At 64.6% G+C, this 26305-nt stretch carries 25 protein-coding genes; 16 read left to right on the top strand and 9 right to left on the bottom strand.

Annotation, left to right across the window (positions count from 1 at the left end):
• The 5 genes from ACSBOX_RS01930 to ACSBOX_RS01910 form a co-directional block, all read right to left on the bottom strand.
• Nucleotides 1-966, bottom strand: a complete 966-nt coding sequence (locus tag ACSBOX_RS01930; RefSeq protein WP_078107408.1) for a DnaJ C-terminal domain-containing protein — start codon at nucleotides 964-966, stop codon at nucleotides 1-3.
• Between the two features lie 326 nt (nucleotides 967-1292).
• Entirely contained in the window at nucleotides 1293-1955 is a 663-nt protein-coding gene (locus tag ACSBOX_RS01925; protein WP_442544547.1) for a nucleotide exchange factor GrpE, read from the bottom strand.
• 2 nt (nucleotides 1956-1957) lie between these two features.
• Nucleotides 1958-3823, bottom strand: coding sequence for a molecular chaperone DnaK (dnaK, locus tag ACSBOX_RS01920; RefSeq protein ID WP_442544546.1), 1866 nt, complete (start codon nucleotides 3821-3823; stop codon nucleotides 1958-1960).
• 289 nt (nucleotides 3824-4112) lie between these two features.
• Entirely contained in the window at nucleotides 4113-4889 is a 777-nt protein-coding gene (locus tag ACSBOX_RS01915) for an oxygenase MpaB family protein (protein WP_442544545.1), read from the bottom strand.
• A gap of 21 nt (nucleotides 4890-4910) precedes the next feature.
• A complete protein-coding gene (locus tag ACSBOX_RS01910; protein WP_442544544.1) occupies nucleotides 4911-5636 on the bottom strand; it encodes a TetR/AcrR family transcriptional regulator in 726 nt (241 codons plus the stop codon).
• Between the two features lie 150 nt (nucleotides 5637-5786).
• Between ACSBOX_RS01910 and ACSBOX_RS01905 the strand changes: the two genes are divergently transcribed.
• The gene (locus tag ACSBOX_RS01905) at nucleotides 5787-6722 is read left to right on the top strand and encodes an NAD-dependent epimerase/dehydratase family protein (protein ID WP_442544543.1); all 936 of its coding nucleotides are present in this window, start codon (nucleotides 5787-5789) and stop codon (nucleotides 6720-6722) included.
• On the opposite strand, the gene ACSBOX_RS01900 is transcribed toward ACSBOX_RS01905, so the two are convergent.
• Nucleotides 6698-8959 carry an MMPL family transporter gene (locus ACSBOX_RS01900; protein ID WP_442544542.1) on the bottom strand — a complete coding sequence of 754 codons (2262 nt, stop codon included), beginning with the start codon at nucleotides 8957-8959 and terminating at the stop codon, nucleotides 6698-6700. The two genes, ACSBOX_RS01905 and ACSBOX_RS01900, sit on opposite strands and share 25 nt — an antisense overlap.
• A 102-nt stretch (nucleotides 8960-9061) precedes the next feature.
• On the opposite strand from ACSBOX_RS01900, the gene ACSBOX_RS01895 reads away from it, so the two are divergent.
• The 10 genes from ACSBOX_RS01895 to ACSBOX_RS01850 all read left to right on the top strand — a co-directional run bounded on the left by ACSBOX_RS01895 (nucleotide 9062) and on the right by ACSBOX_RS01850 (nucleotide 16061).
• Nucleotides 9062-9556: a MarR family winged helix-turn-helix transcriptional regulator gene (locus tag ACSBOX_RS01895; protein WP_442544541.1), complete on the top strand. Its 495-nt coding sequence runs from the start codon at nucleotides 9062-9064 to the stop codon at nucleotides 9554-9556.
• A gap of 89 nt (nucleotides 9557-9645) precedes the next feature.
• On the top strand, nucleotides 9646-10308 hold the full coding sequence (locus ACSBOX_RS01890) for a hypothetical protein (RefSeq protein WP_442544540.1): 663 nt from the start codon (nucleotides 9646-9648) through the stop codon (nucleotides 10306-10308).
• Nucleotides 10309-10333: 25 nt separating this feature from the next.
• On the top strand, nucleotides 10334-11560 hold the full coding sequence (locus ACSBOX_RS01885) for a pyridoxal phosphate-dependent aminotransferase (protein ID WP_442544539.1): 1227 nt from the start codon (nucleotides 10334-10336) through the stop codon (nucleotides 11558-11560).
• Nucleotides 11561-11611: 51 nt separating this feature from the next.
• Nucleotides 11612-12427 (top strand): methyltransferase domain-containing protein, encoded by an 816-nt coding sequence (locus tag ACSBOX_RS01880; RefSeq protein ID WP_442544538.1) that lies wholly within the window; start codon nucleotides 11612-11614, stop codon nucleotides 12425-12427.
• Nucleotides 12428-12541: 114 nt separating this feature from the next.
• On the top strand, nucleotides 12542-12901 hold the full coding sequence (locus tag ACSBOX_RS01875) for a YciI family protein (RefSeq protein ID WP_442544537.1): 360 nt from the start codon (nucleotides 12542-12544) through the stop codon (nucleotides 12899-12901).
• 3 nt (nucleotides 12902-12904) lie between these two features.
• Nucleotides 12905-14158 carry an RNA polymerase sigma factor gene (locus ACSBOX_RS01870; RefSeq protein ID WP_442544536.1) on the top strand — a complete coding sequence of 418 codons (1254 nt, stop codon included), beginning with the start codon at nucleotides 12905-12907 and terminating at the stop codon, nucleotides 14156-14158.
• A gap of 48 nt (nucleotides 14159-14206) precedes the next feature.
• Complete coding sequence (locus ACSBOX_RS01865) at nucleotides 14207-14668, top strand: hypothetical protein (protein WP_442544535.1); 462 nt, start codon at nucleotides 14207-14209, stop codon at nucleotides 14666-14668.
• Between the two features lie 82 nt (nucleotides 14669-14750).
• A complete protein-coding gene (locus tag ACSBOX_RS01860) occupies nucleotides 14751-14975 on the top strand; it encodes a type II toxin-antitoxin system Phd/YefM family antitoxin (RefSeq protein ID WP_442544534.1) in 225 nt (74 codons plus the stop codon).
• The gene (locus ACSBOX_RS01855) at nucleotides 14972-15364 is read left to right on the top strand and encodes a type II toxin-antitoxin system VapC family toxin (RefSeq protein ID WP_442544533.1); all 393 of its coding nucleotides are present in this window, start codon (nucleotides 14972-14974) and stop codon (nucleotides 15362-15364) included. The genes ACSBOX_RS01860 and ACSBOX_RS01855 overlap by 4 nt, the downstream gene beginning before the upstream one ends.
• 73 nt (nucleotides 15365-15437) lie before the next feature.
• Nucleotides 15438-16061 carry a LysE family transporter gene (locus ACSBOX_RS01850; protein ID WP_442544532.1) on the top strand — a complete coding sequence of 208 codons (624 nt, stop codon included), beginning with the start codon at nucleotides 15438-15440 and terminating at the stop codon, nucleotides 16059-16061.
• A 123-nt stretch (nucleotides 16062-16184) separates the two neighbouring features.
• Here the strand turns inward: ACSBOX_RS01850 and ACSBOX_RS01845 are convergent, their stop codons facing one another.
• Nucleotides 16185-16856, bottom strand: a complete 672-nt coding sequence (locus ACSBOX_RS01845; RefSeq protein ID WP_442544531.1) for a hypothetical protein — start codon at nucleotides 16854-16856, stop codon at nucleotides 16185-16187.
• Nucleotides 16857-17252: 396 nt separating this feature from the next.
• Nucleotides 17253-18230 (bottom strand): LacI family DNA-binding transcriptional regulator, encoded by a 978-nt coding sequence (locus ACSBOX_RS01840; RefSeq protein ID WP_442545941.1) that lies wholly within the window; start codon nucleotides 18228-18230, stop codon nucleotides 17253-17255.
• A 234-nt stretch (nucleotides 18231-18464) separates the two neighbouring features.
• Here ACSBOX_RS01840 and uriH point away from each other — a divergent pair, with 234 nt between their 5' ends.
• From uriH to pabB, 5 genes are all read left to right on the top strand, one after another.
• Nucleotides 18465-19487 (top strand): uridine-preferring nucleoside hydrolase UriH, encoded by a 1023-nt coding sequence (gene uriH, locus ACSBOX_RS01835; RefSeq protein ID WP_442544530.1) that lies wholly within the window; start codon nucleotides 18465-18467, stop codon nucleotides 19485-19487.
• On the top strand, nucleotides 19488-20915 hold the full coding sequence (gene uriT, locus ACSBOX_RS01830) for a uridine transporter UriT (protein WP_442544529.1): 1428 nt from the start codon (nucleotides 19488-19490) through the stop codon (nucleotides 20913-20915). It abuts the gene before it with no gap.
• Entirely contained in the window at nucleotides 20912-21856 is a 945-nt protein-coding gene (locus ACSBOX_RS01825; protein ID WP_442544528.1) for a ribokinase, read from the top strand. The genes uriT and ACSBOX_RS01825 overlap by 4 nt, the downstream gene beginning before the upstream one ends.
• 92 nt (nucleotides 21857-21948) lie before the next feature.
• Complete coding sequence (locus ACSBOX_RS01820) at nucleotides 21949-22509, top strand: low molecular weight protein-tyrosine-phosphatase (RefSeq protein WP_442544527.1); 561 nt, start codon at nucleotides 21949-21951, stop codon at nucleotides 22507-22509.
• Nucleotides 22506-24590, top strand: coding sequence for an aminodeoxychorismate synthase component I (pabB, locus tag ACSBOX_RS01815; RefSeq protein ID WP_442544526.1), 2085 nt, complete (start codon nucleotides 22506-22508; stop codon nucleotides 24588-24590). The genes ACSBOX_RS01820 and pabB overlap by 4 nt, the downstream gene beginning before the upstream one ends.
• Before the next feature lie 3 nt (nucleotides 24591-24593).
• On the opposite strand, the gene ACSBOX_RS01810 is transcribed toward pabB, so the two are convergent.
• Nucleotides 24594-26174 carry an NCS1 family nucleobase:cation symporter-1 gene (locus ACSBOX_RS01810; RefSeq protein WP_442544525.1) on the bottom strand — a complete coding sequence of 527 codons (1581 nt, stop codon included), beginning with the start codon at nucleotides 26172-26174 and terminating at the stop codon, nucleotides 24594-24596.
• Nucleotides 26175-26305: the final 131 nt, after the last annotated feature.

The following is a 26305-nucleotide window of genomic DNA, read 5'->3' as shown; positions in this document are numbered from 1 at the left end:
CTACAAGCGGGCCCTGGAGGCCAGGTCGTGGCGGGGGTCGGCGTCGGCGGTCGCCGCGGCAAACGCCTTGACGGCCTCCTCGGCCTGCTTGTTCAGGTTCTGCGGGACGGAGACGTCGATCGTCACCAGCAGGTCGCCGGTGCCCTTCGATGTCTTGACGCCGCGGCCCTTGACCCGGAGCGTGCGCCCGGAAGGCGTGCCCGCCGGGACGCGGACGGTGACCGTGTCGCCGTCGAGCGTTGGCACGTGGATGTTGGAACCCAGAGCCGCCTCAGCGAAGGTGACCGGCACGTGGATGCGGATGTTGTCGCCGTCGCGGTTGAAGAAATCGTGGGGCTTGACGTTCACCGTGATGATGAGGTCCCCATTGCCGGCCGCGCCGGGGTTGCCCTTGCCACGCTGGCGGACCTTCTGGCCGTCCCTGATGCCCGCGGGAATCTTCACGTCGATGACGTTGCCGTTGCTTTCGCGCAAGCTCACCGTGGTTCCGTGAATGGAGCCGGCAAAGGAAATCGAGGTGGACGCCGTACGGTCGCTGCCCTTTTGCGGGGCTCGCTGGAAACCGGTCTGCCCACCGCCGAAGCCGCCGCCGAACAGATCAGCGAACTCGGGAGGGATGCCTCCGGCCCCGGCAGGCTGCCGTCCGCCGCCGCCGAAAAGCCCGCCGAACAGGTCCTCGAAGCCACCGTTGGCCGGCCCGCCGCGAGCCGCGCCCGGAGCGAAGCGTGCCCCGCCCATGGCGCGAATGGCATCGTACTGCTGGCGCTCCTCGGCATCCGAGAGCACCGAATAGGCCTCCGAGATGTCCTTGAATTTCTTCTCCGCAGCAGCATCCCCGGAATTGGTATCCGGATGGTACTTCCGCGCAAGCTTGCGGTACGCCTTCTTGATGTCAGCGTCAGAGGCGTCCTTGGCGACACCAAGGATGGCGTAAAAATCCTTCTCAACCCAGTCCTGGCTGGCCACTCGGCTTCTCTCTTTCGTTCTGGTCAAGTTTTGCGCTCCGCTGGATAGGGGGCCGTGCCCGCTTCGCGGTGCCCGCCACGCCGCGGCCCCCTATCCAGCTGCGCTGCGCTTATCCCACCTTAGGCGAGACGACCGCAGGAGCGGAGTGAGGCAAGGGGCCCGGGAGTGGCATCGGGCCTGCCGGAGCCGGGTGGCTAAGGATCGCAGATCCTTAGCCACCCGGCGAAGGGGCGGGGCCCCTTGTCTCACTTCGCGGGGCTACCCCTCATCCGCGAAGGCGCGGTGGGCACACCTAGCGAGGTGAGCACACCTAGCGCGGTGAGAACCTAAGCCGGCACAGCCACGATGACCTGGGCCGCGCGCAGCACTCGGTCGCCGGAGCGGTAGCCGGAGCGCAGCACTTGGCTGACCGTGTCTACTTCGATGTCCTCGCCCGGCTGCTGGATAAGGGCTTCGTGGATCGTGGGGTCGAATTCGACTCCGGTTTCCGCGATGCGCTCCAAGCCGTACGTCTTCAGCGCGTTCTCCAGCTTGGCGGCGATCGCGGCGAACGGGCCGTCCACGAGGTCGCCGTGCTGGCGGGCGGCGTCAACGTCGTCCAGCACCGGCAGCAGGGAGTTCAGGACGCCGATGACGGCCATTTCCCCTGCGACGGCGCGGTCGCGTTCGACGCGCTTGCGGTAGTTGACGTACTCAGCCTGCAGGCGCAGGAGGTCGTTGCGGAGTTCCGCGGCCTCTGCTTCTGCAGCGGCTCCGGGGGCTACCGACTCTTCAGCCGGAACCTCCATGCCGTTGAGAATTTCCTCAGCCTGGGACAGGGCGTCGCCCTCGGCGGCAGCGGCGTTGGATTCAGCTGCCGATCCTTGGGTGTGGCGGGCGGCCCCGGTCTCCGGGTCAACCTTGCGGTTATCCCGAATGACCGGCTTGTGCTGCTCGTTGCCCTCGTTGTTGGACGGTGAGTGCTCTGCGTCGTTGCCGTGGTGAGGCATGCTTACTTCTTTTCGTCTTCGTCGATGATCTCGGCGTCGACGATGTCCTCATCGGCACCCTTGGCATCGGCGTGAGCGCCCTCAGCACCAGCGGCGCTGCTTGCGCCATCCGGGGAACCGGCTTGCGAGTAGATCGCTTCGCCGAGCTTCGACTGCGAGTGCTGCAGCTTCTCGAAAGCGGTCTTCACTGCTGCGTCGTCGGTGCCTTCGAGGGCCTTCTTGAGGGCGTCGACGTCGGCCTTGACCTCGGTCTTGACCTCTTCAGGCAGCTTGTCGTCGTTTTCGGCGATGAGCTTGTCCACGGAGTAGGCGAGCTGCTCGGCAGTGTTGCGGGTGTCGGTAGCCTCGCGGCGTGCCTTGTCCTCGGCTGCGTGCTCCTCGGCTTCACGGACCATGCGGTCGATGTCTTCCTTGGACAGCGCGGTGCCGCCGGTGATGGTCATCGACTGCTCCTTGCCGGTGCCCCTGTCCTTGGCGGAGACGTGAACGATGCCGTTGGCGTCGATGTCGAAGGTGACCTCGACCTGCGGGACGCCACGCGGTGCCGGTGCGATGCCGGTCAGTTCGAACGTGCCCAGCGGCTTGTTGTCGCGGGTGAATTCACGCTCGCCCTGGAAGACCTGGATGGCCACGGACGGCTGGTTGTCGTCAGCGGTGGTGAAGGTCTCGGAACGCTTGGTGGGGATGGCCGTGTTGCGCTCGATCAGGTGCGTCATGACGCCGCCCTTGGTTTCGATACCGAGGGAGAGCGGGGTGACATCGATGAGGAGGACGTCCTTGCGCTCGCCCTTCAGCACGCCGGCCTGGAGGGCTGCGCCAACGGCGACAACTTCATCCGGGTTGACGCCCTTGTTGGGCTCCTTGCCACCGGCGAGTTCCTTGACGAGGTCGTAGACGGCGGGCATACGGGTGGAACCGCCCACGAGCACGATGTGGTCGATTTCAGAGAGCTTGATGCCGGTCTCGGCGATGACGTCGTGGAACGGCTTCTTGGTGCGCTCGAGCAGGTCCTTGGTGAGGTCCTGGAACTTGGCACGGGTCAGCTGCTCGTCCAAGTGGACCGGGCCGTCGGGGGTGACGGAGAGGTACTGGAGGGAGACGTTGGTGCTGGTGGAGGAAGAGAGTTCCTTCTTGGCCTGCTCCGAAGCTTCGCGAAGGCGCTGCAGAGCGATCTTGTCCTTGGAAAGGTCGATGCCCTTGATCTTGAGCTGGTTCAGCAGGTAGTCAACGACGCGCTGGTCCCAGTCGTCGCCGCCGAGGCGGTTGTCGCCGGCGGTGGCGCGGACCTGGATGGTGGAGAAGCCGTCGTCGTCCTTGCCGACTTCCAGCAGGGAGACGTCGAACGTGCCGCCGCCGAGGTCGAAGACCAGGATGAGTTCGTCTTCCTTGCCCTTGTCCAGGCCGTAGGCAAGTGCAGCGGCCGTGGGCTCGTTGACAATGCGGAGGACGTTCATGCCGGCGATTTCGCCGGCTTCCTTGGTGGCCTGGCGCTCGGCGTCGTTGAAGTAGGCCGGGACGGTGATGACAGCGTCGGTGACCTTCTCGCCGAGGTAGCTCTCGGCGTCGTTCTTCAGCTTCATGAGGATGCGCGCGGAGATTTCCTGCGGCGTGTACTTCTTGTCGTCGATAGCGACGGACCAGTCGGTGCCCATGTGGCGCTTCACGGAAGCGATGGTGCGGTCGATGTTGTTGACGGCCTGGCGCTTGGCAATTTCGCCGACCAGGACTTCGCCGGACTTGGAGAATGCAACGACCGACGGCGTGGTGCGGCCACCCTCGGCGTTGGCAATGACGGTGGGCTCGCCACCTTCGAGAACAGAGACGACGGAGTTAGTGGTTCCGAGGTCGATACCTACAGCGCGTGACATATGGTGCTTCCTTTCAATGGCCGACGATCGAGATTTCACCCGTTTCCGTTCCCTGTGGAGGGATTTGGAGCCGGGGAGCACTCAACCTTCGGCTAGTTGAGCGTTCTGCACTCAACTGTACTCAGGGCCGGCGCGATGTCAAACCAAAGTTGAGTCAAGTGCGCTCAACCCTGCTGCCGACGTCGAACTCGCGGGAACAGCGCGGGTTCGCCTGAGCGCTCCGGCGACTCCGCAGCGTTCCGGCGATCTCGACGGCGGGCCGGCGGACGGCGGGCTGGCGGACGGCGCGCTACTCGCCCGGGCCGAGCTGGGCAAGATAGTAGTTCTTCGGCCAATGCCTGACCTTTTCCGGAAGCCTTGGATAAGCCACGGCCAACAACCGCATGATGGCGTCGTAGCTGCGCCGATGATGCGCCTTCCAAGGAAGTCCGAATCCCGCGCGAAGCCGCTCCGGCAGGAGCCCGGCTGTAAGCAGGCGGACCAACGGCATGCTCAAACGCATCAAGAAGGGTCCGCTCGCGGGGTGCAGGAGCTCGTGGGCCACTCGCAAAGCGGCGGCGTCCGGCTCGAGGTTCCGCAGGGATTCGTCCCGATAGTGCGCGAAGGCCGGGCGGTCGGCCGGCCAGAGTTCCGGGGGAAGCTGCAAGGCCGTCCCGATCCGCGCGTACTCACGGTAGATCCGGTCGGCGGTGTCGTCGTCGAGGGCTCCGTGGACCTTTTCGTAAACGGTGACGGCGGTGTCATAGAGTGTCGCCACGACCCAGAGCTGCGAGTGGGCATCGAAGGCGTTGTACCCCTTCGACACCTCGTCCGCCGTCCGGCGAACCGGGGCGTGCGCACGATTCACGGCCCGGCGCACCGCGGCCAGTTGCTCTTCCGAGCCATAGACCACGGCGTAGACGTACGTCATGGTGGCACGCAAGCGGTCAAGTGGCCGCTCGGCGAAATTGCTATGCTCGGCAACGCCGTGACCGACCGCGGGATCGGCGATCTGCATCAGGATGGCGCGGCCTGCTCCGGCGAGTAAAACGCCCTCCGCGCCAATGTCAGCAAGTCCACGAGCCATGCAGTTACTGTACCTTCGCGGCTACAGCCCCACGACCCCCAGCAGCACCTCGAGCTGGTGCTCGAAGAGCTCGTCCCGCGCGGCGAAGGTGTCGGCCCCGTATTGGCCGAACACCTCGAAGCTGACCGCCCCGAAAACCGACGTCCACACCAGCACGCCCCTCGCCAACACGGGCTCGGGAACGGCGACGCCCAGTGCGGACCGGATGTCCGCCAGGTTCGCGGCAAGAGCGGGAGGAACGACGACGGCGGGCGCCACTTCGGCAACCAAGGCACCCTCGCGGTAGGCGGCGTCGAAGATCCCCACCATCCGGTAAATCACCCGCGTTCCAGGTTCGGTGGTGCGCTCTGCGGGCGCTTGGTATCCGGGCACCGGACTGCCGAACAGGAGGGCGTACCGCGCCGGCTCGCGCACGGCCCACTGGCGGACGGCACGGCCGAGCGCCAGGAACCGGCCACGATAGTCGTCCTCCGGCAAGGCGTCGACGGCGGCATCCACTTCGTCGCCAAGCTCGCCGTACGCGTCAATCAGCAAGAGGGTCAGCAGTTCGTCGCGGCTCTCCACATAGCGGTACACGGCAGAAGACACCACGCCGAGGTCGCGCGCAACCGCCCTCAGGGACAGGCCCGCGGCGCCATGCATGGCAAGGTGCTGGCGGCCCAGCCGGACAATGTCAGCCACGGTCTGGGCCCGGGCCCGCTCGCGGGGCGTCGTGTGTTTGGCAACTGCGGCTGCGGGGAGGTCCATCACCCCAGCATGCCACAAATGAGAGCACTGGCAACAAATGTGAGCAGTGCTCTTGACATGCAGTACGAAAAGATCCATCCTGAATTCAGAGAGCACTGCTCTCGAACCAAGAATCCACCAATAGATCCCAGCCGGAAAGCGAGCAACACCATGTACGTCGTCACAGGAGCAGGCCCCGTCGGATGGACCATTGCCGAAGAACTCGCGGATCGCGGAGAACAGGTGCGTGTCCTGACGCGCTCGGGCAGCGGCCCGGACCACCCGCTGGTCGAAAAGCTCCGCGTGGATGTCTCGGATCCGGCCAAGTTGGCGCAAGCGTTCAACGGCGCCACGGCCGTCTTCCACTGCATCCACGGTTCCGCCTACCGCGCCAAAGCCTGGGCGGCCGAGCTTCCCGGAGCAGAGCGCGTGGTGATGGACGCGGCATTGGCGGCGGGCGCCGTCGTCGTCTTCCCTGAAAGCCTCTACTCCTACAGCGAGCCGGACAAGACCATCACTGAAAACAGCCCGCGCGAAGCGGCCGGCGGGAAGCGCGGAATCCGTTCCGCCCTGCTGAAAGCCCGGCAAACCCACGCCGCGAACACCGTCAGCGTGGTGGCAGGCGATTTCTTCGGGCCGCGGGCCCGGATGGCGCACGCCGGCGAGCGCATGGTCCCGCTGATCCTGAAGGGCAAGACGGTACAGGTTCTCGGAAGCGCCGAGCAGCCACACTCTTTCACCTATGTACCGGATCTCGCCGCAGCCATGATTGCCGCGGCCCAGAAGCCCGAGCTCTGGGACTCGGTGCTGCATGCCCCCACGGGACCGGCAATGACGATGCGGGAAGTTGCGGGAAACTTCGCACGCTCGGCCGGCGTTCCCGAACCGAAGCTGAGTGTGGTTCCCGGTTGGCTGCTCCGGGCACTCGGGAAGTTTTCAACCGACATGCGGGAGCTGGCCGAAATGCTGTACCAGTTTGAGCGCCCGTTCGTCATGGACTCCACGGCGAGCCAGGCCAAGCTCGGGCTCGAACCGACGCCGCGTGCGGACGCGATGGCGGCGACCGTGGCCTGGTGGCGGGATCAGGAAGCCGTGGTTGCCCGCTGAACCTCTTTCGACGCCGGATGGCGGGCCAGGCGTCCCGGCCACCAAATGCGGGAACCGACGTCGTAGGACAGCGCAGGCACCAAGAGCGACCGCACGATCGTCGTGTCGAGCAGCACCCCGAACGCCACGATAAAGGAGATCTGCGCAAGGAAGAGGATCGGAATGACCCCCAGGGCGGCAAAGGTTGCAGCAAGAACGACGCCGGCCGAGGTAATCACTCCGCCGGTGGCGCCGAGCCCCTTCAAGATGCCGGCCCTGGTTCCGTTGAGCATCGACTCTTCCCGGACACGGGTCATGAGGAAGATGTTGTAGTCCACGCCCAGGGCTACGAGGAAGACAAAACCGAAGAGCGGAACCGAGGCATCGGCTCCGGGGAATCCAAACACATGGTTGAACACCCAGGCCGAGACACCCAATGCGGCGGCATAGGACAGCACCACGGTTCCTATCAGCAAGAGCGGCGCCAGGATGGAACGCAGCAGTGCCATGAGCACCAACAGGATGACCGCCAAGACAATCGGGATGATGCGCCACAAATCAGACTGCGCGCTCGCGTTGGTGTCCGCGGCTGTGGCCGTGGTTCCTCCCACCAGGGTTCCGGGGGCCTTTTCATGGAGCTTCTGCCGGAGCGTGGCGATAACCTGTTCGGCCTTCGCCGAGTCGGCCTCCGAGGACAGGGTGGCATTGATCAACACCCGGCCGTCCCGCACCAAAGGGGCAGCGCCGGTCGCGGCTTCCGCCAGCGGTCGGGCGCCGGGGTCCGGTTGAGCGGCAACCACGGATGCATCCGAGATGCCTTCCTGGGCCTTGACTTCAGCAAGCACCACGGCTACCGACTTTTCCTCGGCGACCACCACCACAGGGCTTCCTGCGCCGGCGGGATAGTGCCGGCCCACTGCCGTTTGGCCGTCCACTGCCTCGGATTTGCTCAGGATGAGCGCAGACTGCGGAACACCGCTCGCTTGGAGTTGCAGCAGGCCTGAAGCGCAGACCACCAAAACGGCGGCAGCCCCCAGCCATACGGCCCTGGGCCGCTTGGCTATGATGCCAGCCAGACGCCTCCAGACCCGGGGGATGTCGGGGTCGGCCGGGGCGGCGACTGCGGCACCCGGGGCGGCGCTCGCAGCACCCGCTGCGGCGACGGCGGCACCCGGGGCGGCGCTCGCAGCTGGGGCTTTCCTCGGCGTACGCGGCCAAAATGCGGACCGGCCGAGAAGTCCAAGCGCCGCGGGAAGCAGCGTCAGGCTGGCCAACATTGAGAAGACTATTCCGATCGCGCCGATAGGTCCCAGCCCCCGGTTTGAATTCAGCTCCGAGAAGAGCAGGCAAAGCAACGCCAGCGCGACCGTCGTACCGGAGGCCACGATGGCCCCAAAGCTACCCTTGTACGCCCGTCCAACAGCCGACCATTTGTTCGACGCGTGGCCCAACGCCTCACGGTAACGGGCCACAAAGAGGAGCGCATAGTCGGTGGCCGAGCCGACCACCAGGATGGAGAGGATCCCTTGGCTTTGTCCCGTCAATTGGATTGCGCCCGCCTTCGCCAAGGCAAAGACCACCAGGATGGAGCCGCACAGCGCGAAGACGGCGGTAAGGAGCACCACAAAGGGCAGCACCACGGATCGGTAGACCGCCAGCAGGATGACCAAGACAGCACCCAGCGCAGCGAAGAGCAATATTCCGTCGATGCCGCCAAAAGCGTTGACCAAATCGGCGAGAAAGCCCGCCGGTCCCGTCACGTAGCTGGTTGTTCCAGCGGGAAGCCCTGCCCCCGCCGCATACCCCGTTGCCTTTGCGCGAAGCGCTTGGATGCTCGCCTTGACGCCGTTTCCTTCCTCCACGGGGACGATGAATTGCACCGCCTTGCCATCCGCGGACGGAATCGGCCCGACCGTCGACGTCGAACGGCTGACCCCGACGACGGCGGACAGTTGGGTGCCGAGGGGCGCCAACCCGGCCAGTTGAGCGGGTGAAAGTTTCTCGGGAGACTCGAACAGCACCACCGCGGGAACACTGCCGCTGGAAGTGAACTTGCTTTGCCATGCGCGGGCTTCGGTGGATTCGGCGCTCGCCGGCAGGAAGGATGCCTGGTCGTTGCTGGACACCTCGCCGAGCTTTCCAAAGGTCGGGCCGCCGATTCCACCGATGGCCATCCACGCCACGAGCGATAGCACCGCCGCCGCCACCCACCATCGCGATCTGCTTCGTCGGCCGATTCCAGGCCGTCGGTCCATCATGGCCGCCCCCTTCGTAGTTACTTCCATGGTGAAATATATCTATCATGGAGATAATTGGTCAATGGCATCCCGGTGGGATAATTTGAGGCTGAAGGAGGCCTCATGGATGACAAGCACGACGTTCGGTCCGCGGCTGCACTCCTCGGGCTTCTCCAGCAGTTCACGGTCGAAACGGAGCGTTACGTGGAGGCTGTCAGCAACCGCCACCACCTCCACCGAACAGACCTGAGTGCATTGGCGGCAATGGTCGCTGCCGCGCGGGAGGGCAAGACCATGACTCCCGGGGCGCTCGGAGCGGCGCTCAACCTGAGCTCGCCGGCAACAACTGCGCTGGTGGACCGCCTCGACCGGGCAGGCCACCTGGCACGCCGCCGCAGCGAGAAGGACCGCCGGCAGGTTCACCTGGAGATGACTGATTCCGCGCGCGCTACCGGCAGTGAATTGTTCTCTCCCCTGGCAGGTGCCATCGCCCCGGTCATTGACGCACTTTCGCCGGAAGAACTCCGCGCGGTCATGAATTTCATGCAAGGGGTCATCGAGGCCACCATGACAGCCCGCAACGGTGTGGCGCCAACAGCCAACCATCGAATGGAGTGACGCCTGAACCCCGGTGACTCGCGGACCAGTGCGGGAGTAACGTAGAGCACAACGGCTAGCTGGACCACTTTGTGGACTGGAGTGTCACCGTGGGTGTTGTGCGATCATCCCTGACCGAGCTCCTCGGGATACTTTCCGACGCCGTCTCGCCAACGCGCGTCCGTTACGACGACGGTTCGGAACCGCCAAGCGGTCAATCCGCGGACGCTCCTGTCACGGTCCACGCCGTCGCCATGAACAGGGTGGGCCGGTCCCGGCGGGAGGGGCCGCTGCTGGACCTCGAGCTCAAGGTGGCCGTGGAATGCCATGGACCCACACAACTGGACAACATGGAGAAGCTCCTGGTTGCCATTGAACAAAACACCCAATACTCCGTGGTCTCCAGCGGTGAATTCCAACCGGACGAATACGACGCCGGCATCCGCCAAGGCCTCGGCTTCCTGGTCCGCGTCCCCGTGGGCATAAGCCTCGACGAGCCCTCCGGCCCTCCGGTCGCCGAGCCGCTGCTTAACGCTTCCACGCTGGCCCGCCTCGTCTACGGCAGGTTGGTCGATGTCCACAACAAAGGCATTCCTGAGGCGTATATCCGCCCGCATTCGTCCGCGACCGCCGTCGTGAGCGATCCCACCGGCCATTTCGAAGTCCTGGCCTCGGCGGACGATCTCCAGCACTTCGTGGTGGCGGTCCGGGGCACCGAACGTGAAGTCTCGGCCAACACGAGCAGCCTGCCGGTCATCATCCGATGGGAGTGAGGCGCCGGACATGAAATGATCAACCATGCGTCCGATGCAGCACTCCAGCAAACTACAGAACGTCCGTTATGAACTCCGCGGGCCCATCCTCCAAGCGGCCAAGACCATGGAGGCCGAAGGGCACCGCATCCTCAAGATGAATCTCGGGGACACCGCGCCGTTCGGACTGGAAGCTCCGGAGTCCGTGGTGGTGGACATGATCCACCACCTCCGCGGCGCCCAAGGGTACAGCGATTCCAAGGGCATCTTCACGGCGCGGACAGCGATTTCGCAGTATTACCAGACCAAGAACCTGATGAATATCGGCGTCGAGGACATCTTCATCGGCAACGGCGTCAGCGAACTGATTTCCATGACGCTGCAGGCTTTCCTGGAAAACGGCGACGAGGTCCTGATCCCCGCGCCGGACTATCCGCTGTGGACGGCCACGGTGACCCTCACGGGCGGAACGCCGGTGCACTATCTTTGCGATGAGGGCCGGAACTGGTGGCCGGACATGTCCGACGTCGAAGCCAAAATCACCAAGCGCACCAAAGCCATCGTCATCATCAACCCGAACAACCCCACGGGCGCCGTATACCCGCGCCACATCCTGGAGGAGTTCGCGGCGCTGGCCCGCAAGCACGATCTTGTCCTCTTTTCTGACGAGATCTACGAGAAGATCCGCTACGAGGACGCCCAGCACATCCACACGGCATCCGTGGCAGACGACATCTGCGTCCTCACCTTCAGCGGCCTCTCCAAGGCTTACCGCATGCCCGGTTACCGGGCCGGCTGGGTCGCTGTGACCGGCCCGCACGCCGCAACCGCCGAATACCGCGAAGCGTTGGAGCTCCTGGCGTCCCTCCGTTTGTGCTCCAACGTTCCGGCGCAGCACGCCATCCAGACCTGCCTTGGCGGCTACCAGAGCATAGAGGAACTCATCAGGCCAGGGGGCCGGCTCCGCGAACAACGCGACCTGGCCTTGAAGCTCCTGACGGCGATTCCCGGAGTGACTTGCGTTCCGGCAGCCGGAGCAATGTACTTGTTCCCGCGGCTGGACCCGGACGTCTACCCGATTGAGAGTGACGAGAAATTCGTCCTCGACCTCCTGCAGGACCAGAAAATCCTGGTCTCCCACGGCTCGGCCTTCAACTGGCCAACCCCGGACCATTTCCGCTTCGTCATCCTGCCATCGGTCCGCGAGATCGAGGAAGCCGTGCGGAGGATCGCCACGTTCCTGGCGGCGTATCGGAACAGGCCCCAGGCTTAAGGCCACGCCGGGTTCCGCCCGCTTTCCGCTCCATCGGGGTAGCGTTTCCCTATGAACGAGCAGAAGCCTGAAGACGTCTACACACACGGCCACCACGAGTCCGTCGTACGCGCCCACGCCTCCCGCACAGCCGAGAACTCTGCCGCGTTCGTCATCCCGCATCTCACCGCCGGGACGTCAGTGCTCGACGTCGGATGCGGGCCCGGGACCATCACGTGCGACTTCGCGGAGCTGGTGGCTCCCGCAAAGGTCGTCGGGCTCGACCGTTCCGCCGAGATCGTGGCGCAGGCTGCGACGCTCGCGGACGAACGGGGCGTGGAAAACGTGGAATTCGTGACGGGCAACATCTACGATCTGGACTTCGAGGACGAAACCTTCGACCTCGTCCACGCCCACCAAGTCCTGCAGCACCTGACCGACCCTGTGGCCGCATTGCGCGAGATGCGGCGTGTGGCCAAACCTGGCGCCATCGTTGCAGTCCGCGACGCCGATTTCCACGGCATGAGCTGGTACCCGGAAGTCCGCGAACTCGACGACTGGATGGAGCTCTACCAGAAGATCGCCCGACGGAACGGAGCAGAGCCCGACGCCGGGCGGCGGCTCGTGTCCTGGGCGCAGCAGGCGGGCTTCACCGACGTCGCGCCCTCCAGCAGCAACTGGCTGTACGCCACCGCGCAGCAGCGCCGCTGGCAGTCGCGCGTCTGGAGCGAGCGCGTTCTGCACTCCGCTTTTGCCGAGCAGGCGCTGGAATATGGCCTGGCCAACGAGGCAGACCTCGCCAGGATCGCCGCCGGCTGGCACCGTTGGGGCTCCACGGATGATGGCTTCTTCCTGATCCCGAATGGGGAAGTCATCGCACGGGCCTAACCGGCCGCCCAAAAGTTTCTTGGAATTTTCCCTCGACCCATGTCGAAAACCGTCCTGCAGTTCCGACCTATGAACGAAAGCGCCCACACGGAGCGCCCTGATAAGGAGTTCGAGATGAAATACATGATCATGATGTTTGGTTCGGCCGAGGGCATGATGGAGACCGCGGATCCCGAGTGGATCAGGGAAATGATCGGATTCATGATTCAGATCGACAAGGACCTCACTGATTCCGGCGAGATGGTCTTCAACGCCGGATTGGCCGATGCTGGCACTGCCAAGCTGGTCAAGCAGACGGACAACGGGGTCATCACCACCGATGGCCCTTTCGCCGAGGCCAAGGAATCCCTCATCGGCTACTGGGTAGTGGACGTCGCCAGCGAGGAACGGGCCGTGGAAATCTGCTCCAGCATCGTGAAGTATGCACCGGTTGTGGAGCTGCGCCGCGTCCAGGACGCTCCGCCGGAGGTCTAGCGCTTGGCCGCACCTTCCAGGGAATCCACGTTCGAGGACCTGCTGCGCACGCTCGCGCCGCAGGTCCTTGGCGTGCTCATCCGTAGGCACGGCCAATTCGCCGAGTGCGAGGATGCCGTCCAGGAAGCCCTGCTCGAGGCAGCCTTGCAATGGCCCGCCTCCGGTGTTCCGGAGAACCCTAGATCGTGGCTGCTCACGGTCGCTTCACGGCGTTTGGTGGACTACTGGCGCAGCGAAAGTGCCCGGCAGGCGCGCGAACAACGCGCGGCGGCCTTGGAACCGCCGCCTGGCGAAGACCCTTCCCCGAGCAGTGAGACGGACGGGTTTGCGGAAGACACCCTCACTCTCCTTTTCCTGTGCTGCCACCCCGCCCTTTCAGCACCCTCGCAACTGGCACTGACATTACGGGCAGTCGGGGGGCTCACGACGGCGGAAATCGCCAGCGCGTTCTTTGTCCCGGAGGCCACCATGGGCCAGAGGATCAGCCGGGCCAAGCAGAGCATCAAGAAGGCGGGAGCCCATTTCGAGCTCCCGGAAACGGGCGAGCGAAAGGCGCGGCTCGGCGTCGTCCTCCACGTCCTGTACCTGATCTTCAACGAGGGCTACGCGGCCAGTTCCGGCCCATCCATGCAGCGCGAAGACCTCACCGCCGAGGCCATCCGCCTTGCCCGGCTCCTTCGGGGGCTGCTCCCGGGCGAGCTCGAAGTGGGCGGCCTGCTGTCCCTCATGCTCCTGACCGACTCGCGACGACGCGCGAGGTCCCTCCCGGACGGGATGTTGGTGCCCCTCGCCGAGCAGGATCGCCGGCTGTGGGACCCGGCCCAGATCGCCGAGGGCCTCGAACTGTTGTCAGCGGTGCTGGGGGCCGGGCGTCCGGGGACCTATCAGCTGCAGGCAGCCATTGCGGCGGTCCACGCCGAGGCACCATCCGCGGCCCAGACCGACTGGCCGCAGATCCTGGCGCTGTACACGGTCCTCGAAGCCGTGGCGCCAAGTCCGGTGGTGACGCTCAACCGGGCAGTTGCCGTGGCAATGGTCGAAGGGCCGCGGGCGGCCCTTGAGCTGTTGGATGGGCTTGGGACCGGGCTGGGAGACTGGCACAGGCTCGACGCCGTCCGAGGACACCTGCTCGAAATGTCCGGCGACCCTGCGGGCGCCCGGGAGTGCTTGCTGACCGCGGCGAAGAAGACCGGGAGCCTGCAGGAGCGGCAGTATCTCCTGGTGAAGGCGGCCAAACTCGGGCAGTTGTCCACATAGGCGAAGTGGTCGCTGTTTGTGATCCGCGGCCACGAATAGCCTCAAAGCATGATCATCCAAGCAGGTTTTGACTTTCAGATTCTCGCCCGTCCGCTCATTGTCCAAGAAGAAAAGCTCTACCCACGACTCGTGGTGATCGGCCTCGACGCCGAGATGCAGCTGGAAAGCATCCGGATTGTCACGGAGTCCTTCGAAGGCAGCTTGAATCCATTCCAGGACGCGATCCTGGAAGATCTGGATCTCGAGGGCTCCAAGTATTTTGCGATCGCGCACGCCGGAATCTGGGCCGAGGACGACTACTTCGATGAGCAGCCAATCCTCGCGGAGGCGAAGCTTCTGTCAGAGGCAGCCGCAAGTGAGGGGATTCTCATGATCGGCCATTTTGGGATCGACGAGACCGGGTACATGTCTGCCGGGCCACATTCGTACTTTGATCTATATGCAACGGAGGACGATCTCCCGGACACGATGACCCACTGGGTGCATTCGAGGTTTGGCCAGTGTGGCTAGGCGTCGGTACGCAGCGGCCAAAGGCGTCCACCACCGCTCTGAACCTTACCCAGTACGGGTTGACCAAGTATGCTTGGTCAACATGGCACAGTACAACGTCCAGGAGGCAAAGACCCGCCTTTCTGAGCTTCTCAACATGGTTGAACGGGGCGAAGAAGTCGTTATCGCCAAGGCCGGCAAGCCCGTGGCACGGATAGTTCGTATTGAGCACCCTCGGAAGCGCGAGTTGGGCTTTCTGGGTCAGATCGATCTTCCTGACAACTTATTCGACCCTCTGACCGAGCAAGAACTGGCGGAGTGGGAATGACTGCCTTTCTCCTGGATTCCAACGCGTTGGTGCTCGCCATGACCAGGCCCGAACAATTGTCCAGCACTGCCCGGTCGATTATCGAAGACCTCACAAATCGAACTTTTGCATCAGCTGCGTCGGCCTATGAACTGGCTTACAAGTACTCACGCGGCCGCCTCGCCGCGCTGGATCCAATCATGACCGGTTACCGTCAGCACGTTAGACGCGTGGTCACCGAGGAATTGAGCCTAACCGCGGAACATGCCCTTGCCGCCGCATCGTTTAATTGGCCTCACAGGGATCCTTTCGACCGTATGATTGCCGCCCAAGCCGCCGTCGAAGGCCTGACGCTGGTGACATCCGATCGGGCACTCCAGGAATTCCGGCTCGTCAACACGGTCTGGTAGCTGAACTCAGGAGTTGTCCGGAGCGGGTAACCGCTCGTCCGGGCGTTGCGTCCCGCGGGCATAAGCTGGATTGGTGCAAATTTCGCTTTGGCTGGCCCTGGTTGGCGCCGGCACCCTGATCAGTTTCACTCCCGGCGCGGGCGCCATCTCCACCATGAGTAATTCGCTCAACTCCGGATTCCGCCGCTCCATCTGGGGAGTGCTGGGCCAACAGGCGGCACTGATCATCCACATCCTGATCGTTGCGCTCGGGGTAGGTGTTCTGGTCTCCAGCTCGCCTGTGGTCTTCAACGTGATCCGCTACACCGGGGCGGCATATCTGGTGTACATGGGCATCCGGCAGTTCATGCACCGGCCGGACCTGGACAAGGAAAAGGTGGAGGCCCGGCGGAACGAGCCGGCGTGGTCCATGTTCCAGCGAGGCATTTGGGTCAACCTGCTCAATCCCAAGGCGATCGTTTTCTTCCTGGCCTTCATGCCGCAATTCATCCGCCCCGAGCAGCCACTGGTTCCGCAGTATCTGATCCTCAGCACCACGATCATTTTCATCGATATCTGTGTCATGTGGTTCTTCTTCGCCTTGGCAGCCCGTTCATTCCAACGGTTCACGCACAACGAGCACGGACAAAAGGTCCTGAACCGCACGTTCGGAGTGCTTTTCATGTCCGTGGGTGTGCTGCTCGCCGTCATCCACTAAACCAAATCGATTGCTCCCCACCGGCTCCCAGCCTTCGCAAGCTCAGGCCGGGGCCCTCGCCGGTGTGGGCCCACGTAACTGTCGTTTTGACCATTCAGAACGGCAGTTACGGAGCAATCGTTTTTAAGAACGGGCAGGCCGCCAGCCGGCCTGGACCAGCGCACTTCGGACCTTGGCCACGGCAGCTTTCGCATCGTTGAACATGTGGCGCTTTGAGATCCGGACCTCCGTCCAGCCCAGCGCCTCATACCGTTCCGAACGGCTGATGTCCCGCACCACTTGTGCTTCGCTGCCGTGGTTCTCGCCCTCATACTCGATGCCGATTTTGTACGTCTTGTACGACAAGTCAGGCTGCAGGAACCTCCCGCCGTCCTTGGCATCAACCGGCACATTGAGTGCGGGTTCCGGCAGGCCTGCCCTCACGATCGCCAGGCGGAGCAATGACTCCTGCGGCGAATCCGAACCTATCCGGATCAGGTGGATGGCTGCTTTGGCTTTGCGCAGCCCTCTCTTGCCCTTATGGCGATCGATCATCCGCTGAAGATCCGCGAGAGTGCACAACGGCGCGTCCCGCCCTTCGAATTCAACCCGCGGCATCCGCACACAGCTGTCCCCCATCACCACCAATTCGTCCACGGTGAGCATCTCGGCCATGTCCAGCCAAGTGCGCTCCACGGTGGTGACAGGGATGCCGTCAACTGTCGTGACCTCGTCCTCATAGAGCTTCATGCGGTGGACGACGATGTGTGGACGGTTGAGGTGGGCTGCGCCCTCCGGTCTAATCACGTGGAACATCTGTGTTGGCTCCTTCTGGCGACGCCGCGGCAGATCAAGAAGCTCTGCCGCCGTGAGGTGGGATGCCGCGCATCGCTCATTGACCTCGACGAAAGGGCGTACGCGGACGCATAGGGGGAGCTCCGCGGTCGGGCGCTCCGAACGGATCCCCTTGCCGAGTCTCTTCAGAGAGCCGTGCCGCAGACGCCTGGGACTGACACCCTCCCGGGCCGCCTCGGCGATAGTGAACGGCCGCGTCTCGAGGCTCACTGGGAGGCGACGTGGGGTTTTCATGACCCCATCAGAGCAGAAAACGACCAACCTCGCAGAAGTTATCCACAGCCTCCATCGATTGCTCCAGAATTGTCGTTTTGGAGCCTCAAAACGACAATTCTGGAGCAATCGATGGGGGGAGACCTACCCCGTGGAGCCGCGCACCACCAACGAGCTCTCGAGCGTCAACTGCGGCTGTTCCAGCTCGCGGCCTTCCATCAACCCCCGCAGTTGCTCCCCGGCCTTGAGTCCCAACGGAGTTGCAGGCAAATGCACACTGGTCAGGCTCGGGTTGCTCGTGGCGGAATACGGCAGGTCATCGAAGCCAGCGACAGCGAGTTCCTGCGGAATCCGGACCCCGGCCACTCGGGCCTCCTGCAACACACCGTAGGCGTGGGTGTCCGTTCCGCAGACGACGGCGGTGACCCGGGCCCGCTGCCAGTCCGGCCACGCGGCAGCGAAGGCCGCCGCGGCAGCGCCGACGTCGATGGTGGTACTGATGATGTGCGAGTCCGCCACGGAAATACCGCGGGAATGTGCCTCATCCAAGAATGCAGCCCGGCGCACCTCGAACGTCGCGGTGCCCGTCACGCTGTCCACGTAGGCGACCCGCTTGTGCCCGGAGGCCGCAAGATGCGCGGCCAATTCACGGGCGCCGTGGGCAACATCGAGGTTCACGGACGGAGCGTAGGCCTCCAGGCCGGGAGCATCGAGAAGAACCAGGGGCCCGGCGACGGACAGGTCCTCCAGGAAGGCCGCGTTGGGCGCATCCACCAGCAGCCCGGCGGGGCGAAGCGCCATGAGCTTCCGGACATCCTCCGCCCGGGGGAACTCACCGGCGTCGGTCACGGAGAGCAACAGCTGGTATTCGGAGCCGAGCGATTCCCGGACTCCGGCGATGACCTTGGCGAAAAAAGGGTTGGAAATGTCCGGCGCCACAAGGATCACAATCGAACTCACGCCCTTGGCCAAGGAACTGCCGATGCCATCCACCACGTAGCCAAGCTCGGCAATGGCCCGGCGGACCCGCGAAATGTTGTCTTCGGAGACCCTGCCCTGGGTTTTTCCGTTGGCAACCAAGGACACGGTCGCAGTCGAGACCCCTGCCACGGAGGCCACCATCGCCGCGGTGACGCGCTGCGTACGGCTTGAGGCCCGATGCACTGGTTCCGCGGATTCCATACAACGATCGTAGTCGGAATCAGCCCTTTCCCGCGCCGCAAGGCATCAAGCGCTTGACGTGTTTTGCGTTAAGCGCTTGACGTGACACGTAAGCCAGTGCCAGAATTCCCCTGAATGCTTTAGCGCCCTGCCCGAGACCGAACCTCGGCAGGCCCCAATGACGTGGAGATGAACATGGATCCCAACACCATGACCCGTGAACGCAAGAAGATCATCCTGGATTGTGATCCCGGGCATGACGACGCCGTGGCCCTGCTGCTGGCCCACGGCAACCCTGACATCGAGCTGCTCGCCGTCACCACGGTGGTCGGCAACCAGACCCTCGAAAAGGTCACCCGCAACGCCCTGTCCGTGGGCACCATCGCAGGCATCACGGGTGTTCCCTTTGCCGCCGGCTGCGACCGTCCGCTGGTCCGCTCGATCGAAACCGCACCGGACATCCACGGCGAAACCGGCATGGATGGCCCCGAACAGCCCGAGTCCGCCATCGAACTGGACCCACGCCACGCCGTCGACCTGATCATCGAGACGATCATGGCGCACGAGCCTGGCACCGTCACCCTCGTCCCCACAGCGGGACTCACCAACATCGCCATGGCCGCCCGCAAGGAGCCGCGCATCGTTGAACGCGTCAAGGAAGTCGTCCTCATGGGCGGCGGCTACCACGTAGGCAACTGGAGTGCCGTAGCCGAATTCAACATCATCATCGACCCCGAAGCCGCACACATCGTCTTCAACGAAAAGTGGCCCGTGGTGATGGTCGGTCTGGACCTCACGCACCAGGCCTTGGCCACTCCCGAGGTGGTCGAGAAGATCGCCGCCGTGGGCACCAAGCCAGCCAAGTTCGTCCTGGAACTGATGGAGTTCTTCACCAAGACCTACAAGGACGCCCAGGGCTTTGACTATCCCCCGGTGCACGATCCCTGCGCCGTGGCCTACGTCATCGACCCCACCGTGATGACCACCCGCAAAGTCCCGGTCGACATCGAACTGCAGGGCAAGCTCACCCTTGGCATGACCGTGGCCGACTTCCGGGCCCCCGCACCGGCTGACTGCAACACCTCAGTCGCCGTCGACCTCGACCACGAGAAATTCTGGAACCTCGTCACTGACGCGATCATCCGCATCGGCGATCCCGCCGGCGGCACTCGCGTCGCCGCCCCCGTCGCCGTCAGCATCGCAGGAGAGGCCAAGTAAATGACCACACTCATCAACGAAACCAAGACCAACCGCGGCAATGTCGCGGCACTCATGGTCGCGCTGCTGGCTGCCTGCGTGGCCTTCCAGCTCAACGCATCGATGCTCAGCCCGGCCCTGGTCACCATGGGCAACGAGCTCCACACGGACCAGGCAGTCATCGGCCTCTCGCAGACCTGGTTCTTCACGGCCGCAGCCTTGTTCTCGCTCTTCCTGCCCCGCCTGAGCGACATCGTGGGACGTAAGAAGATCCTCCTCGGCATGATGCTGCTGATGGCAGTCGGCTCGGTCATCGCAGCCATGGCGCCGGACGTTACCTGGCTCTTCGTGGGCCGCATCATCCAGGGCGTCAGCGGCCCCACCGTGCCGCTGTGCCTCATCATGCTGCGCTCCGCCGTCGACAACCCGCGCAAGTATGGGGCCCTGATGGGCCTCATCACGGCAGTCAATGGCGGCGTTGCCGGCGTCGACTCGTTCGTGGGCGGCTACTTCGCCGAGCACTTCGGCTTCCGCAGCATCTTCTGGCTCATGGTTGGCCTCGCCATCGTGGCAACGGCCTTGATCGCCATCCTTGCCGGCGAGAGCAAGCCTGCCGCGGGTACCGGCATGGACTGGCTGGGCGTGTTCTTCATCGTCATCGCCGTCGGCGCACTCCTGACAGCCCTCAATGAGGGATCCAAGCTGGTTGGCGCCTTCTCTTCCGGAACGCTCATGCTGTCCATCGGGCTGATTGTGGTCGCTGCTGTTGCATTCGCCGCCTTCTGGACGGTGGAGAAGCGTTCCAAGAAACCGATGGTGGAAACCGTCCACCTCCGCCAGCGTTCCACGTGGGCGCCGCTGCTGACCACCACCCTCGCCATGACCGGCATCTTCGCGGTCATCAACGGCATCGTCCCGGCCTACGTCCAGGCCGCGGCACCGGGATTCGGGGTCGGCCCCACCGAGATGTCGCTCATGATCCTCACGCCCTATGCCCTCCTCGGCTGGGTATTCGGACCCATCAGCGGCCGGCTCGCTCCCGTGCTCGGCTACACCAAAGTCCTGCGCATCGGAATGCTGGGCAGCATCGTAGCCCTGGCAGTCATCGCGTTCCTCGGACTCGGCAGCCTGCCGCTCATGATCGTGGGAACGGCCTTGCTCGGCATCATGTACGCCGGTACGGTCAACATCATGCTCAATGGACTCGGAGTTGTCCTCTCCCCCGCCGGCAACCCCGGCTTCCTTCCCGGCATGAACGCCGGCGCCTTCAACCTCGGCGCCGGACTGAGCTTCCTGGTATTGCCGGCGGTGCTTGTGGCAACCTCCGCGCTCGGCGACGCCAAGGCCTCGTACTTGACGGTCGTCGTCGTCGGGCTGGCCATCACCGTTGCCGCCTTCGCGGCGTCGCTGCTCATCCCCAAGCCCCTCGAAGCCGAGGTCGAAAAGTGACCCGCCGGATCATCGTCGTCGGGTCCTTGAACGCGGACCTGACCATCTATTGCGAGCGGCTCCCGCTCCCCGGCGAGACCGTCCATGGCAATGGTTTCGCGGTCAATCCCGGCGGCAAGAGCGCCAACCAGGCTGTCGCGGCGAGCAAACTGGGCGGCACCGTGAGCCTGATCGGCGCCGTCGGAGACGATTCCAACGGCGCCATGCTCCTCGCCTCCACGGAAGGGGCCGGCGTGGACGTTTCGCGCGTCCGCCGTTCCGCGGATGCCGCCACCGGCGTCGCGGTTATCGCGGTGGACGCGCACGGTGAGAACAACATCATCATTTCGGCCGGCGCCAACGGAACGCTCGCCCCGGCGGATGTGTCGGCGGACTCCTTCGACGATGCAGCGGTGCTCTGCCTCTGCCTGGAGGTCGGCCTCGACACGGTGGAGGCTGCCGCCAAAACAGCGCACGACGCCGGCGCAACAGTTCTGTTGAACCTCTCGCCGTACGCCGAAATCCCGCAGAGCCTGGCCGCCTTGAGCGACGTCCTGCTGGTGAACGCCCACGAAGCGTCCATGTTCCTGGGCGACGCCGAAATGCCGCACCCGGGAGCGCACGCCAGCGCTTGGGAGTCAGTCCGGAGCCAGTTCGCCGAGCGGGGACTGGAGCGGGTACTGGTGACCCTCGGTTCCCACGGCTCGGTGGTGTTGGATTCACTCGCGGCGTCCGGGGAACAGATCTCCCGGATCGCACCCACCAAGGTCAATGCCGTGGACACAACCGGTGCAGGGGATGCCTTCACCGGCGCCGTGGCCGCCCGTCTTGCGGCGGGCGAGACCTTGGCGGAGGCCGCGGCGTTCGCATCGGTTGCCGCAGCGCTCGCCACTACCAAGAAAGGCACCCAGGCGGCCTACCCCGGCGCCGAGGAAGTCCTGGAGCACTTGCGGATTTCCTGACCCAGCCCGTGCTTTTACGCCTCCACCAGCGACTTTACAAATCTTGTAAATTTGACTAGCCAAGACGGGGTAGCATCCCCCATGCTTGCTCCATGTACTCAGCGTCGAGCCCATACCGCATCATCACCGTCTGCACGGGAAACATCTGCCGCTCACCCATGGCGGAGCTCATGTTGACCGAAGCGTTCGACGCCGGTGGGCTGGGTGGAGCGGTTGTGGTGGACTCCGCGGGAACCACGTCATACGAGGCCGGACACCCCATCGATCCACGTGCGGCCCGGGTCCTTTCAGCGCACCGGATCCACTCCGAAGGTCACCTTGCCAGAAGCTGGCGCCAGGAGTGGTTCCGGGAGCGGGACCTGATTTTGGCGCTCGACGTGGACCACTACGGCTGGCTGCACGAGGCCGCCCCGGATTCGGAAACGCTCGCCAAGATCCGGATGCTGCGCAGCTTCGACCCATCCGTAGCTGGCCGGAGCACCCTGGACCTGGGCATCGAAGACCCCTGGTACGGGGGCCACCACGATTTCGACGTCACCTGGGACCTCATCCGCGCGGCCGTCCCCGGCATTGTCGCCTACACGCGCGACGCCCTGGCCGCCAGGCAGCAGGCACAGCACCACGACCCACAGCAGGTACGCTCTATTTCATGACCCCAGCACCCGTGATCATCGCCATCGATGGCCGCTCCGGCGCGGGAAAGACCACTCTCGCCGTCGAACTTGCCGCCCGCCTCCGCATGCATCACAAGGTGTCACTGTTCCATCTTGAGGACATCTATCCGGGCTGGAACGGCCTCGCCGCGGGCATCGAGCGGTACGTCACCACCGTCCTGGCGCCGCTGCGGCACGGAGACGCCGCCGAGTGGGTCAGTTGGGACTGGGAGAAGCACTACGACGGCCGCAGCCACGTGACGCTGCCAGCCGAAATCGTCATTGTCGAAGGCGTCGGGGCAGCCGCGAGTGCCGCCAGGCCCATGCTGGACGCGGTGGTCTGGGTGGACGCTCCCGACGACGACCGCCGGCACCGTGCGATGGCCAGGGACGGGAGCAGCTACGAACCGTTCTGGGACAGCTGGGCGGCGCAGGAGGACGAATGGCTCGAGAACGACGACGTCCTCGACCACGCCGACGTCAGGGTGCTGAACCGGGCTGACGGCAATGCCCCGGATGACGTCCTGCAGGCGCTGAACTACCTCCCGTCGCTCTCCCCCGTGCTGGCTCCCGAGCTCTCGGCACGCCGCGGTTTGCAGCTCACGGCCGAACGGATCGATGCCACGCCCGACGCTGCGGCCCTGTTCCACGCGCTCTACGCCCAGTCTGCCAATGCCGTCTGGCTCGATTCTTCCAATGCGGCCAGCACCGGCGACGCCGGATCGTCCAACGCCGGATCCTCAACCGCCGCGGCCGAGCGCAGCCGCTTCAGTATCCTCGCGGACGACGGCGGCTCCTTCGGCCAGGCTGTGACGCACAGTTCCGGAACCACCCGGCTCAGTGCCGGTTGCGCCACCGTGGAGACCACGGGCCCCTTCTTCCGCTGGCTGGACACCGTGTGGGGCCGAAAGGCCTTGAAGGCACCGGAAGGCTATGACTGCGAATTCACGCTCGGCTGGTTGGGCTACCTCGGCTATGAACTGAAGCGGGAGACCGGCGGCAGCGATGTCCAGGCAGGCACTCCGGATGCCGCGTTGCTCTTCGCCGGCAGGGCCGTGGTGATCGACCACCGTGAGGCTGCCGTCTGGCTGCTCGCCATCGATGCCCCCGACGCCGGCGATTGGCTTGCCCTTGCGCGTGGGGCCGTGCTGTCCGCGACGCCCCAAGCGGCCGGCGCACCGAGGCACTCGGCCGGGGATCCCGCCGTCGGGAGTTCCGCCATGGCGCTTGAGTTCTCCAGCCGCGACACCGAGGACGAATACAAAAGCAAAATCACCGACGCCCAGCACCAGATCGCCGAAGGCAACACATACGAGGTCTGCCTGACCACCACGGTGACCGCCCCGGATCCCGGACTGGACCCGTGGGAGGGCTACCTTGCGCTGCGCAAGCGCAACCCGGCGCCGTTCGCAAGCTACTTGAAGTTCGGCGAGCTGACGGTCGCGAGTACCTCGCCTGAGCGCTTCCTGCGGATAACCTCCGACGGCGGCATGCGGGCCGAGCCGATCAAGGGCACGAGGGGCCGGGCCAACGATCCTGTCATCGACGAGGCACTGCGGCGTGGACTTGAATCCTCGCTCAAGGACCGTGCCGAGAACATCATGATCGTGGACCTGCTCCGCAACGACCTCAGCCATTTCGCCGTCCCCGGATCGGTGACCGTCAGCCGGTTGTGCGCGGTGGAAAGCTACGCCACGGTTCACCAGATGGTGAGCACCATCGACGCCCGGTTGCGACCCGGGGCACCCCGGGCCGAAGCCGTAGCCGCAGCGTTCCCTGCCGGGTCCATGACGGGCGCTCCGAAGATCAGCACCATGGACATCCTTGACGGCTTGGAGTCCGGACCGCGCGGGGTCTACTCGGGCGCGATCGGGTACTTTTCGCTCAACGCAGCGACGGATCTCGCCGTCGTGATCCGGACCCTCGTGATGGGTCCCGACGGCGACGGCGGACGCACGCTCAGCCTCGGCGTCGGGGGCGCCATCACGGCGGACTCCACGCCCCAGGACGAATACGAGGAAATCCGGACCAAGGCGTTCGGCGTGCTCTCCGCCCTGGGCGCGGAGTTTCCCACCACCTGAGAATCAGTCGTGTTCCTCCGTCCGGGCGCGGGCCGTCCGCGGATCGTTGCGGGTGATCGTGTAATAGATCACACTGGCCAGGATTGCGCCCACGAACCATGAATACGGACCCAGGCCCGAGCCGCCTGGCAAGAAGGTCTGCAGCGCCGGGACCAGGGCCAGAACGCCTGCGACGACGGCGGCAGGGACCAGCGCGGCAATGGCCTTGAGGTTCCAGCCCTTGGTGTAGAAGTAGAGGCCTCTCTCGTCCTCGTGGTACAGGTCCGAGACCTTGCACCGCTGGTGCCGGATGCGGAAGAAGTCCGTGAAGATGACCCCGAACAGCGGACCGAGCAGCGCCCCCAGGCCACCCAGGAAGTACACGATCACCACGGGACTGCTGAAGAGGTTCCAAGGCAGGATCACGATGGCGAGCACCGCGCTGATGAGGCCGCCGCGGCGGAAGTCGATCCTGTGCGGGGCCACGTTGGCGAGGTCGTAGGAGGCGGAGACGAAGTTTGCCACCACATTAATGCCGATCGTGGCCACCACGAACGTGATCGCGGCGATGATGGTGATCCATGGATTCTTGATGGCCTGGACGATCGCCACGGGATCGGTGATCACTTTGAACATGTCCTGGCCGCGGTACTGGTCCGCGGTGAAGTAGGACGCCGCGCCCGCTGTGACCACCACTGTGACCAGTGCGAAGGCGATGAAGTTCACCGGCAGGCCCCAGAAGTTGCCCCGGAGGATGGTCTTGCGGTCCGGCGAGAACCGGGAAAAATCGCAGAAGTTCAGGAGCAATGCCGCAAAGTAGGTGACGGTCAGGGCAATGGCCGAGAAGAACTGCGTCAGGGCTGCCGGGCCGTCCAAAGGCGCGACGCCGGGGATCGAGAGGCTGAACTTGTTGCCCGCTTGCGTCAGGATGTAGATCGCGAGCGCGAACATTGCCACCCAGATGGCGGGGCCGGCCCAGTCCTGGAATTTCCGCACCGTCTCCATGCCGCGCCGGATGACCAGCAGCTGGACCGCCCAGAGGGCCAGGAAAGCCGCCCAGCCGAGCGGCGTCAAGCCAAGGATGCGTGGCACGTCCGGGCCATCGAGCGGGGTCAACTGGGGCCACACGGAAAACAGCAGCACCAGCACCGCTTCGGAGGCGAGCCAGGTCTGGATGCCGTACCAGGCAATGGCGATGAGTGCCCGGATCAATGCAGCAAGGTTGGCCCCGAAGAGGCCGAAGGACATCCGCGCCAGGACCGGATACGGCACTCCGGTTTTCTGCCCCGCCGTCCCGGCAAAGTTCATGAGGAAGTAGACGAGGGTGATGCCGAGGACGAGGGCCAGGAAGACCTGCCAGCCCACCAAGCCCGTGATGAACAGGCCGGCCGCGAAGGTGTATCCGGCAATGCTGTGGACGTCGCACATCCACAGGGCGAAGAGGCTGCGAACCTTCCAGTTGCGTTGCCGGGCCGGTGCGAGGTCTGCGTTCCACAGCCTGTCGCTGACCAATCTGCCCTCGGCCAGGATCCGGACTTTCTCAGGGTATTCGTCTCCAGGCTCTGGCGGTGCCTGCACAGCCGGGGACTCGTTTTTCCGCGCCATGACGCCTCCGAACAACGCTTCCAAACATGCTTGGACTTCCAGAATCGCCCCATTGCTCCAGGATGGAAAGACCCCTTGGGAGCGCTGGATCGTCGTCGCGTTAGCATTGGTCCCACTATGTCTTTACGAGG

Source organism: Arthrobacter sp. KN11-1C (genome assembly GCF_052180225.1).
Classification (GTDB): domain Bacteria; phylum Actinomycetota; class Actinomycetes; order Actinomycetales; family Micrococcaceae; genus Arthrobacter.
This window is presented reverse-complemented; position numbering and strand designations above follow the sequence as displayed.